The organism is Micromonospora globosa (assembly GCF_000717585.1).
GTDB lineage: Bacteria > Actinomycetota > Actinomycetes > Mycobacteriales > Micromonosporaceae > Micromonospora > Micromonospora aurantiaca.
Genome location: NZ_JNZR01000002.1, coordinates 173,901 through 184,008, shown reverse-complemented (window position 1 = coordinate 184,008; position 10,108 = coordinate 173,901). Strand labels below are relative to the sequence as shown.

Genomic DNA, 10,108 nt, shown 5'->3' with positions numbered 1-10,108 from the left:
GAACACCTCGGCGCACGCGACAGTATGCCGCCTCGTCAGCGACGTCCCTTCGGCGAACGGATGGCGAACTTTAACACCGCTTCTCGGCCGTTCACCAGGCCGAATACCGGACATTGTGGAAGGTTCGGTACGGGTACGAGTCCTTACCCGTTCTTTGTCGCCTATTCCGCCACAGGGGTGTGACTGGCGACGACGTGTCGCATTAGGTCGATGATTTCCGGCAGATGGTCGGTAAGGAAGAAATGCCCGCCGGGAAACACGTGCCATCGCGGCTCGGTGACACATTCCCGGGCCCACCCTGCGGCCCGGTCCCGGTCCACGTGCTCGTCCCCGTCGCCGAGCAGCACGTGCACCGGCACCTCCAGCGGCGGCTCCGGACGGTAGGCGTACCGCTCGGACAGCGCGAAGTCGGCGCGTACCCCGGGCAGGATCAGCTCCATCAGGTCGCGGTCGGCCAGCAGCGCGGCCGGCGTGGCCCCGAAGTCGCGCAACGCCTCGATCAGACCGGCGTCGTCGAGGTCGTGCACGCGCCGCCGCACCAGCCGGGTCTGCGGCGCCTCCGCGCCGCCGACCAGCAACGCCAGCGGCGCGGGCGCGCCCCGGCGGCGCAGCTCCCGGGTCACCTCGAACGCCACCAGCGCCCCCAGGCTGTGGCCGAACAGCAGGAACGGCCCGGACGCCCGCTCGGCGACGGCTGTCGCCAGCGCGTCCACCAGCTCCGCGAGGTCGTCCACGGGTGGCTCGTGCAGCCGGGCACCCCGGCCCGGCATCAGCGCGACCTGCACCGACAGCTCCGGCGCGGCCAGTTCCTGCCACTGCGCGAAGGAGCCGGCGACGCCGCCGGCGTACGGGAAGACGAACACCTGGGCGTCGCCGGCCGGGGAACCGGCCGGCCCGAACCAGCGGCTCGCACTCACCTGGGGCATGGCCAGGAGCATAGGGCCGGACCACTCCCGGCTCGGCGGACGGGCCTGTGTGGACAGCCGGCCGCCTGGCACACTACCGGGATGCGGCGGGGGGTCTGGTCGGTGCTGGCGATGCTCGTCGCGGCCGGGCTCGGCGCATCGGTCGCCTGGCTGCCGAACGCCACCGACCGGCAGCTCACCCTGCTGCAGTCGGTCCTCGCCGTCCTGGCGGCCGGCGGCCCGATCCTGGGCTGGCTGTGGCGGCGCAACCACCGGGGCGCACGCCGCCCCGGCCCCGAGGCGCAGCGGGCGGCCGACGAGCTGGCCGCCGCCGTCCTCGCGCAGTGGAGCCGCGCGGCGACCGAGCGCGGGCTGTGGGCGCCGGTTCCGATCCGGGTCCACTGGCGGTGGTCGGACCGGCCGGTCACCGGGCCGGTGGACGCCGCCGCGACCGAGGGCGACCTGGTCCGGTTCCCGCCCCTGCCGGCCGTCCCGCCGGTGCGGGCGGCCGACCTCGCCCACGGCGACCTGCACGACCTGTTCCGGGTGTACGCGGGCCTGGGCTCCGGCCGCCTGCTGCTGCTCGGCCGGCCCGGGGCGGGCAAGTCGGCAGCGGTCGTCCTGCTGCTGATCGACGCGCTGGAGCACCGGCAGCGCCTGCCGGAGCAGGAACGCGCACGGGTACCCGTGCCGGTGCTGCTGACCGTGTCCGGCTGGGATCCGCGCCGGCAACCGGTCGCCGACTGGCTGGCCGCCCGGCTGGCCGCCGATCACGATGTCCTCGGCGGGCTCGAACCGGCCCGCCGGCTCGTCACGGGCGGGCACGTGGCGCTCTTCCTGGACGGGCTGGACGAACTGCCGCCGGACCTGCGACCGGTCGCCCTGCGCGCGCTCGACGTCCAGACCACGTTCCGGCTGGTGGTGACGACCCGCAGCCGCGAGCTGGTGGAGGCGGTGGCCGTCGCCCGGCACCTCTCCGGCGCCGCCGCCCTGGAGCTGGAACCGCTGACCGGCGCGGACATCGCTTCGTACGTCACCCGGAGCCGGACCCAGCCGTTGCCGCCGGGGTGGCAGCGGCTGGTGGACGAGGTGCGCGACCGGCCTGAGAGTCCCGTCGCGCAGGCGCTGCGCAGCCCGCTGATGCTGAGCCTGTTCCGGGACACGGTGACCACCGACGACGATGCCGCGGAGCTGCTCGACAGCTACCACAGCCGGGAGGCGGTGGAGGACGCCCTGCTCGACCGGGTGCTTCCCGCGGCGTACGCCGTCCAGCCCGGCGTGCCGGAGCCGCGCTACACGGCTGCGCAGGCGGCGCGCTGGCTCGGTCACCTCGCCCACCTGATGAACCGGGCGGGCAGCCGCGATCTGGTGTGGTGGCACCTGGCGTCGTTCACCTCCTGGGACCTGTACGCGGTCACGACGGTGCTCGTCACCGGTCTCGGCGCCGGACTGAGCGCGGGGTTGCTCGCCGGGCCGGCGTTCGGCGTCCTGGCCGGGCTGGCGTTCGGGCTGGTGCTCACGTTCACCGCCAAGCTGTCCCGGGACGTGCTGATCGGCCGGCGTCCGCTGCGGCTCCGCCGGATCAGATGGAGCCGGGTCGTCAGCCGTCAGCGGATGGAGAGCGTGCTCGGCGCCGGGCTCACCGGTGCGTTGTTCCTGGGCTTCTTCGGGCTCCTCGTCGCCGCGTGCGCCGATGTCACAGGCATCGGGTCCGGGCGGGCCTTCCCGGTCTTCCTCGCCTTCACCGCGACCGGTTTTCTCGGTTGCCTCTCCCTGGGCCTGTACCTGGCGATGGCCGGCTCGGCGGACGAGGACGACCCGGTGTCGTCGCGGCTGTCCTGGCGGCGGGACCTGTGGTCCGCGGTGGGCGGCGGCCTCTGGCTCGGGTCCGTGCTCGGTGTCCTGGGTGGCCTGGTGGGGCGGCTCGCCGGGTCGGCGGAAGGTGGCATCGCCTGTGGCATCGTCGGCGGCTTCCTGCTCGGCGTGACGTCCTCGCAGACCTGGCGCGCCCTGCTCGTCATGGTCGAGCTGCGCCGTACCGGGGTGGCGCCGCTGCGGCTGCTCCGGTTCCTCGACGACGCGCACCGCCGGTCGGTGCTGCGCACGGTGGGGCCGGTCTACCAGTTCCGGCACGCCCGTCTGCAGGACCGCCTGGCGACCACCGCCGGTGCTACGGTGGACCGGAGTGATCCAGTGGCGATCAGGCAGGCAGGGAGACCAGACATGGCGGGTGACGACGACATCTCCGGGTGAGACCGGACATGTGACCGACCGCAGGCGAGCGCCGTGGTCGTTCCGTCGTACCCCGAGACCGTGTCCCCCGCCGGGCGGCTGAGGTCCGCCCGCCCTCATCTTCGAGGTCGTCTTCCTGATGTCCGATTCCTTCGTCGTCTGCTCGAACCTGACCTTCTCCTGGCCGGACGACACCCCGGTCTTCCAGAACCTCTCCTTCACCCTCGGCGGCGGCCGGACCGGACTGGTCGCGCCGAACGGCGCCGGCAAGAGCACGCTGCTCAAGCTGATCGCCGGCGAGTACCGCCCGGCCGCCGGGTCGGTGACCGTCGACGGCGTGCTGGGCTACCTCCCGCAGAGCCTGCCGCTGGCCGCCGACCTCACCGTGGCCGAGGTCCTGGAGATCGCACCGCTGATCGCGGCGCTGCACGCCATCGAGGCCGGCGACGCCGACGAGAGGCACTTCACCACCATCGGCGCCGACTGGGACATCGAGGAACGCACGCGCGCGCAACTCGACCGGCTCGGCCTCGGCGGCCTCGCCTTCGACAGGCACCTGGGCACGCTCAGCGGTGGGCAGGTGGTCTCCCTCGGCCTGGCGGCGCAACTGCTCAAGCAGCCCGACGTGCTGCTGCTGGACGAGCCGACGAACAACCTCGACCTGGGCGCCCGGCACCGGCTCTACGACGTGCTGGAACAGTGGCACGGCTGTCTGCTGCTGGTCAGTCACGACCGGGCTCTGCTGGACCGGATGGACCGCATCGCCGAACTCGACCGCGGTGAGATGCGCTTCCACGGCGGCGACTTCACCTCGTACGAGGCGGCCGTGCGGGCCGCGCAGGAGGTGGCGGAGAAGAACGTCCGCAGCGCCGAACAGGACCTCAAGCGGGAGAAGCGGGAGTTGCAGGAGGCCCGCGAACGGGCGGCCCGGCGAGCCGGCAACGCCGCCCGGAACCTGAAGAACGCGGGTCTGGCGAGGATCGTCGCCGGCGGCTTGAAGCGGGACGCGCAGGTGGCAGCGGGCAAGGCGAACGAGATGCACTCCGGGCGGGTCGACGACGCCCGGGCACGGCTCGACGAGGCCGAGCGGGCGCTGCGCAACGAGAAGACGATCACGGTGGAGCTGCCCGCCACCACCGTCCCGGCCGGACGCACACTGCTGACCGCCGAACGGGTCCGGGTCCGGCACGGTGAGCGGTCGCTGTTCGCCGCCGACGGTGTCGACCTGACGATCCGCGGTCCGGAGCGGATCGCCCTGCTCGGCGACAACGGCGCGGGCAAGTCGACGCTGCTGCGCCTGATCGACGGCGATCTGGAGCCGGAGAGCGGCCGGATCACCCGCGCGGACGGCCGGATCGCGTACCTGTCGCAGCGGCTGGACCTGCTGGACCTGGACCGTACCGTGGCGGAGAACCTGGCCGCGTTCGCGCCGCAGGCCCCTGATGCGCAGCGGATGAACCTGCTCGCCCGCTTCCTGTTCCGCGGCCCGCGCGCGCATCTTCCGGTCGGGGTGCTCTCCGGCGGGGAGCGGCTGCGCGCCACGCTCGCGTGCGTGCTGGGCGCCGAACCGGCCCCGCAGCTCCTGCTGCTCGACGAGCCGACGAACAACCTCGACCTGGTCAGCGTCGGGCAGTTGGAGAGCGCGCTGCACGCCTACCGGGGCGCGCTGCTGGTGGTCAGCCACGACGAGCGGTTCCTCGCCGCGATCGACGTCGGCCGCTGGCTGCGCCTGGCGGACGGACGCCTGGTGGAGACCGGTCCCCCGGACGCCGGCTGACCGGCCCGGTCAGACCGCCGGCAGGCGGACCACGAACCGGCACCCGCCGGTCACGTTGTGCGCGTGCACCCGCCCGCCGTGCGCCTCGACCAGTCCGCGCACGATCGCCAGACCCAGCCCGCCGCCGGCCGGTGCCGCCTCGTCGGCGCCGGCCGGTGCGGGAGTACGGGCCCGGGTGCCCCGGAACGCCACGTCGAACACCCGGGGCAGGTCCGCCTCCGGAATGCCGCCGCAGGTGTCGGAGACGGCGAGCCACGCGTCGGCGTCGTCCCGCCCGGCGTCGATGCGGACAGTGCCGTCCGGTGGCGTGTACCGCACCGAGTTGACCAGCAGGTTCGTCACGACGCGGGCGAGTTCGGCCTCGGCGGCCCGGACGGTCGGCCAGCCGGTCTCCGGGGCGAGCACCCGGACCCGCCGGTCGGCGGCCAGCGGCGCGGTGGCGGCGATCGCGTCGGAGACCACGTCGCCGAGCGGCACCGGGGACAGCGCGGGCCGCAACGCTCCGGCGGTGATCCGGGACAGCTCGAACAGATCGTCGACCAGGCGCGTCATCCGGTCCGTCTCGACCCGGATCCGGCGGTGGTACTCGGCCACCGCCGCCGGCTCGTCGACCACCCGGTCCTCCAGCGCCTCCGCCATCGCCCGCAGCCCGGCCAGCGGCGTACGCAGGTCGTGGGAGACCCACGCGACCAGCTCGCGGCGGCCCGCCTCCAGCTGCCGTTCCCGCTGCCGGGCCTGGTCGGCCCAGACCGCCGCCTGGGCGAGGCGGCGGGCGAACGCCACCCCGACGGCCAGGCTGAGCGCCGCGGACGCGGCGACCGTGACGAGGACGACCTGGAGGTCGTGCGCGGACAGGAACATGGCCTGGGCAACGGCCGTGACGCCGGCCGTCACCGAGGCGATGGTGACCGCGAGCAGCACCGCGATGTGCGCGAGGATCGACCGGTGGCGCACCAGCCGCAGCGCGCCGACGCCGAGCGCGCCGACCGCAGCGCCTGCGAGCAGGGCGTAGAGCCCGATGACCATCAGCTCGTTCACCGGGACGCCTCCGACGGCTCGTACCGGTAACCGACGCCCCACACGGTGACGATGCGGCGCGGCTGCGCCGGGTGGTCCTCGATCTTCTCCCGCAGCCGCCGGACGTGGACGGTGACTGTGGACTGGTCGCCGAACCGCCAGCCCCACACGCGGTCCAGCAGCTCGGCCCGCGACCAGGCGCGTCCCGGGTTCGCGAGCAGGAACGCGAGCAGGTCGAACTCCCGTACGGTCAGCGACAGCGGCTGCCCGCCGCGCTCGGCGACGCGCCGGTCGGTGTCCGCGGTGAGGTCGCCGTCGCGCAGCACCCCTGTCGGTCCCCGGTCCTGCGGGGCCGCGCGCCGCAGCACCGACCGGATGCGCAGCACGAGTTCACGGGGCGAGAACGGCTTGGTCACGTAGTCGTCCGCGCCGACCTCCAGCCCGGCGACCCGGTCGGCCTCGTCCCCAAGCGCGGTGAGCATGACGACGGGCAGGCCGGGCAGCCGGCGACGCAGCCGCCGGCACACCTCGATGCCGTCGAGACCCGGCATCATCAGGTCGAGGACCACCAGGTCGGGTGGCTCCTCCTCGGCCGCGGCGAGCGCGTCCGGCCCGTCGAAGGACAACCGGACCCGGCAGCCGTCCTGTTCGAGGTAGCGCCGGACGACGTCGCTCACCGTCCGGTCGTCGTCGACGACGAGCACGTAGCGCCCCATGGGCCAGACGCTACCCATCGGCGTCCCGGTGCGGCGGCCCGCGGTCGACCCGTAAGCGGACGGAAAGATCTTTCCGCCGGCTACGCGCCTACCGTCGGAGCATGGGCAGAAGACGTGTGGTGTCGTCGGTGCTGGCCGTCGTGGCCGTCACCGGCCTCGGGTGAGCCTGTACCTGTTCCAGCCGTGGCGGCTGGTGACCGACCGCGAGGTACGCGAGACGCTGCCCACTGTGGCGGAGCCCTCACCGGCTCCGGCCGGCACGACCGGCTCGTCGCCGACCGGCGCGGCGCCCGCCGACGTGGTGCTCGCCGCCGGTGACTTCGTCACCCACGAGCACGACACGTCCGGCCGGGCGCAGCTCGTCCGTCTCGCCGACGGCCGCCGTCAGCTGCTCCTGCGCGGACTGGACACCTCCGACGGACCCGACCTGCGGGTGTGGCTGACCGACCGGAAGGTGCTCCCCGGCCGGGCCGGCTGGCAGGTGTTCGACGACGGCCGCTGGGTCGAGCTGGGCCGGCTCAAGGGCAACATCGGCGACCAGGCGTACGACATCCCGGCGTCGGTGGACCTGGACGGTCTGCGCAGCGTGTCGATCTGGTGCAAGCGGTTCGCGGTGTCGTTCGGCGCGGCGCCGCTTGCCGCTGTGACGGGATCGGCGCCGGCCTGACGCCTGTGCCGCCGGCCTCGGACGCTGGTCTACGCTGCGGGAAGCGCTGGTTCACCCGGTCGGCGACGGCCGGGTGTCGTAAGAGGGAACCCGGTGGGAATCCGGGACTGCCCCGCAGCGGTGAGTGGGAACGACAGCCGTCAACAGCACTGGGCCACGGCCTGGGAAGCGACGGCCAGTAGGCGACCTCGTGTCACGCCCGCGAGTCCGAAGACCTGCCCGCGTCGCGCGTACCACCGGTGCGCGCCGCCGTCGACCTCGCGGGTGGGTCGGGCGGGTGACACGTCGTGCGCAGGGCCGTCGGCGTGTCCTCGACGTGCACACCCCGGCCGGTCGGCGGTCCGCTTCTGCGAGGACGGAACCGCACAGTGCCCGACACCATCACGCTCACCGGCCGACCACCGTCGGCCTCGCACCTGACCCTGTCGCAGATCATGGACCAGCACCACACCAACCTGATGGGCACGGTCCACGGCGGGCGGATCCTCAACCTGATCGACTCGGTCGCCGGTGTGGTCGCCGCCCGCCACTCCGACGGCCCGGCCGTCACCGCCGCCATCGACGAGACCGCCTTCCTGCGGGCGGTACGCGTGGGGGACGTGGTCCACGTGGACGCCCGGATCACCTGGGCCGGCCGCAGCTCGATGGAGGTGGCGGTGAAGGTCAGCGCGGACCGGTGGGACCGCGCGGTGCCGCCGGTGGACGTGGCGACCGCGCACCTGGTGATGGTGGCGGTGGACGACGACGGGCAGCCCCGGCCGGTGCCGCCGCTGCACGCCGAGACCGACGGCGACCGGCGGCGCTACCGGGAGGCGCAGATCCGGCGCGAACACCGGCTGGCGCTGCGCCGGGCGCTGCTCGACGGCGCCGGGGAGGGCTGAACGGTGCTCGGACTGTCGGCGGCCACGCTCGCGGGTTACCTGGCCGCCATCGTGGTGCTCATGCTCACCCCGGGGCCGGACATGATGTTCGTGCTCGCCAACGCCACCCGGTACGGCCCACGGGCGGGCGCGGTGGCCGCGCTCGGGGTCGCCGCCGGGGAGGCGGTGCACGTCGCCGCCGTGGTGGCCGGGCTCGCCACGCTGATCGCCGCGTCCCCGGTGCTGTTCACCGCGATCCGGTGGGCCGGTGCGGCGTACCTGATCGTGCTGGGCCTGCGGGCGCTGCGCGGCACGGGCCGGCTCGGCGCACCGGCGGACCGGCCGGACGGCGGCGCCGGGCGGGCGTTCCGGCGCGGCCTGCTGACGAACCTGCTCAACCCGAAGATGATCCTGTTCAGTGTGGCGTTCCTGCCGCAGTTCGTCCGGCCCGAGGCGGGCCCGGTGGCGGCGCAGCTGGTGCTGCTCGGCGTGCTGTTCGTCGCGGTGCAACTCGCCGTGGACCTGGCGCTCGGGGTGGGCGCCGGGCGGTTCGCCAGGCGGTGGGGCGACAGCCGCTGGTCACGGCGCGTCGACCGGCTCTGCGCTGTCGCCTTCGTCGCGCTCGGCGTCCGGCTGGCCGCCGGCTGAGACGCACCGGGGCGCGGTGCGGGCGTCGGCTGGTCGGCGGTCGGCAATGCCCCGGCCGGTTGATCGACTCCATCACGCCGAGGTGGCGGCATCAGAAGTGCTCCGACCCCGCCACCTCGGCGAACTGGCGATGATCATGAGGCCGGTCCCGGTTCGGCTCCGCCGGCGTCCCGGACGCGGGCGGCCGCTCGCGGTCCAGGTGCAGGCGCAGCAGCACCCAGCCCAGCGACACGGCGCCGATGAACACGTACGCGGGCTGGGTGCCGAACGTGTCCCAGCAGGTGTGCAGTGTGACGGCGGCGGCGAAGGTGAGCAGGAACGCCGCCAGCTTCCGGCCGCCGGGCGCGGCGGCGAACGTGAACAGCGCGGCGGCGGTCAGCCCGGTCCAGGCCAGGTGCGCGGCGGGCGCGGTGAGACCGCGTACCAGCAGCGTCCGCTCGACCGCGCCGAGGTTGCCCTCCGACCCGACGAACGCGGCGAACGCGTAGCCCATGGTCTCCAGCGCGGCGAACCCGGCGCCGGAGGCCACGCCGATCACCAGGCCCTGCGCCGGGGACGGGTGCCGCCGCCACAGCAGCAGGATGCCGGCCGGCACGATCAGTTTGGCGGTCTCCTCGGCCAGGCCGACGAGCGCCATCGGCAGGACGCCGAGGCGGTGCAGGGTGCCGTACTCCAGCCAGCCGGCGGCGACCACGCCGACCACGCCGCCGAGGAGCGCGGCGACGCCGACGACGGAGCCGGGGACCGGGCGGCGGGCCGGCCGTCCCTGGGCGAAGGCCAGGAACGTGGCGGGCGCGACGCACGCGCCGAGCACGATCAGCGCCGGGACGAACGTGACGGTCCCGGTGCCGGCGAGTGTCTCCAGCACCAGCAGGTGAAGCCCGACGCCGACGAGCAGGACCGCCACCCACGCCCAGCGGCGTCCGGTATTCCCCATACCGCCGAGTATCGCGCCCGCCGGGTCGCGCCGGAATCGGGGGTAGGCACTGTGGACAGTGAGATCATTCCGACACGCCGACACGACATCTGGTGTTGCACGCAAGCCCTCACCGCCATATATGGTGGTGCCGCAGCTGGTTCGGCCGAGCCCTCCGGGGCGGGGCCGAGGCAAGAGGGAACCCGGTGGGAATCCGGGACTGCCCCGCAGCGGTGAGTGGGAACGACAGCCGTCAACAGCACTGGGCCACCGGCCTGGGAAGCGACGGCCGGTAGGCGACCGGCGACCCCGGTCGGGCCCGCGAGTCCGAAGACCTGCCAGCGCGCCGTACGCCTCCGCGTACGGCGGC

General features: G+C 74.1%; 8 protein-coding genes, 1 pseudogene and 2 riboswitches. Of the genes and pseudogenes, 5 read left to right on the top strand and 4 right to left on the bottom strand.

The annotated features are described in order from the left end of the window. Positions 1 to 161: 161 nt before the first annotated feature. Entirely contained in the window at positions 162 to 926 is a 765-nt protein-coding gene (locus IF06_RS0103330; protein WP_232236611.1) for a thioesterase II family protein, read from the bottom strand. Between the two features lie 81 nt (positions 927 to 1,007). Here IF06_RS0103330 and IF06_RS0103325 point away from each other — a divergent pair, with 81 nt between their 5' ends. Next, positions 1,008 to 3,158, top strand: a complete 2,151-nt coding sequence (locus tag IF06_RS0103325; protein WP_030268893.1) for a hypothetical protein — start codon at positions 1,008 to 1,010, stop codon at positions 3,156 to 3,158. A 118-nt stretch (positions 3,159 to 3,276) separates the two neighbouring features. After that, the gene (locus tag IF06_RS0103320) at positions 3,277 to 4,914 is read left to right on the top strand and encodes an ABC-F family ATP-binding cassette domain-containing protein (RefSeq protein WP_030268892.1); all 1,638 of its coding nucleotides are present in this window, start codon (positions 3,277 to 3,279) and stop codon (positions 4,912 to 4,914) included. 9 nt (positions 4,915 to 4,923) lie between these two features. Here IF06_RS0103320 and IF06_RS0103315 read toward each other — a convergent pair whose 3' ends face one another. Next, a complete protein-coding gene (locus IF06_RS0103315; RefSeq protein WP_162881604.1) occupies positions 4,924 to 5,940 on the bottom strand; it encodes a sensor histidine kinase in 1,017 nt (338 codons plus the stop codon). Between the two features lie 8 nt (positions 5,941 to 5,948). Then, positions 5,949 to 6,647: a response regulator transcription factor gene (locus IF06_RS0103310; RefSeq protein ID WP_030268889.1), complete on the bottom strand. Its 699-nt coding sequence runs from the start codon at positions 6,645 to 6,647 to the stop codon at positions 5,949 to 5,951. A 101-nt stretch (positions 6,648 to 6,748) separates the two neighbouring features. Between IF06_RS0103310 and IF06_RS0103305 the strand changes: the two are divergent. The 3 genes and pseudogenes from IF06_RS0103305 (at position 6,749) to IF06_RS0103295 (ending at position 8,822) form a co-directional block, all read left to right on the top strand. Continuing rightward, positions 6,749 to 7,314, top strand: a pseudogene (locus IF06_RS0103305) (DM13 domain-containing protein). Between the two features lie 30 nt (positions 7,315 to 7,344). Beyond that, a riboswitch (cobalamin riboswitch) is annotated at positions 7,345 to 7,552 on the top strand. A gap of 130 nt (positions 7,553 to 7,682) precedes the next feature. Then, positions 7,683 to 8,195 carry an acyl-CoA thioesterase gene (locus tag IF06_RS0103300; protein WP_030268885.1) on the top strand — a complete coding sequence of 171 codons (513 nt, stop codon included), beginning with the start codon at positions 7,683 to 7,685 and terminating at the stop codon, positions 8,193 to 8,195. 3 nt (positions 8,196 to 8,198) lie between these two features. Next, entirely contained in the window at positions 8,199 to 8,822 is a 624-nt protein-coding gene (locus IF06_RS0103295; RefSeq protein ID WP_030268882.1) for a LysE family translocator, read from the top strand. Positions 8,823 to 8,913: 91 nt separating this feature from the next. On the opposite strand, the gene IF06_RS0103290 is transcribed toward IF06_RS0103295, so the two are convergent. Beyond that, a complete protein-coding gene (locus IF06_RS0103290) occupies positions 8,914 to 9,759 on the bottom strand; it encodes a PrsW family glutamic-type intramembrane protease (protein WP_030268878.1) in 846 nt (281 codons plus the stop codon). Between the two features lie 120 nt (positions 9,760 to 9,879). Beyond that, positions 9,880 to 10,096, top strand: a riboswitch (cobalamin riboswitch). The last annotated feature ends 12 nt before the right edge of the window (positions 10,097 to 10,108 follow it).

What these genes read in the sequence shown, in the direction of transcription:
- IF06_RS0103330 (WP_232236611.1), bottom strand. Translation starts at nt 926, where the DNA reads ATGCCCCAGGTGAGTGCGAGCCGCTGGTTCGGGCCGGCCGGTTCCCCG.
- IF06_RS0103325 (WP_030268893.1), top strand. Translation starts at nt 1,008, where the DNA reads ATGCGGCGGGGGGTCTGGTCGGTGCTGGCGATGCTCGTCGCGGCCGGG.
- IF06_RS0103320 (WP_030268892.1), top strand. Translation starts at nt 3,277, where the DNA reads ATGTCCGATTCCTTCGTCGTCTGCTCGAACCTGACCTTCTCCTGGCCG.
- IF06_RS0103315 (WP_162881604.1), bottom strand. Translation starts at nt 5,940, where the DNA reads ATGGTCATCGGGCTCTACGCCCTGCTCGCAGGCGCTGCGGTCGGCGCG.
- IF06_RS0103310 (WP_030268889.1), bottom strand. Translation starts at nt 6,647, where the DNA reads ATGGGGCGCTACGTGCTCGTCGTCGACGACGACCGGACGGTGAGCGAC.
- IF06_RS0103290 (WP_030268878.1), bottom strand. Translation starts at nt 9,759, where the DNA reads ATGGGGAATACCGGACGCCGCTGGGCGTGGGTGGCGGTCCTGCTCGTC.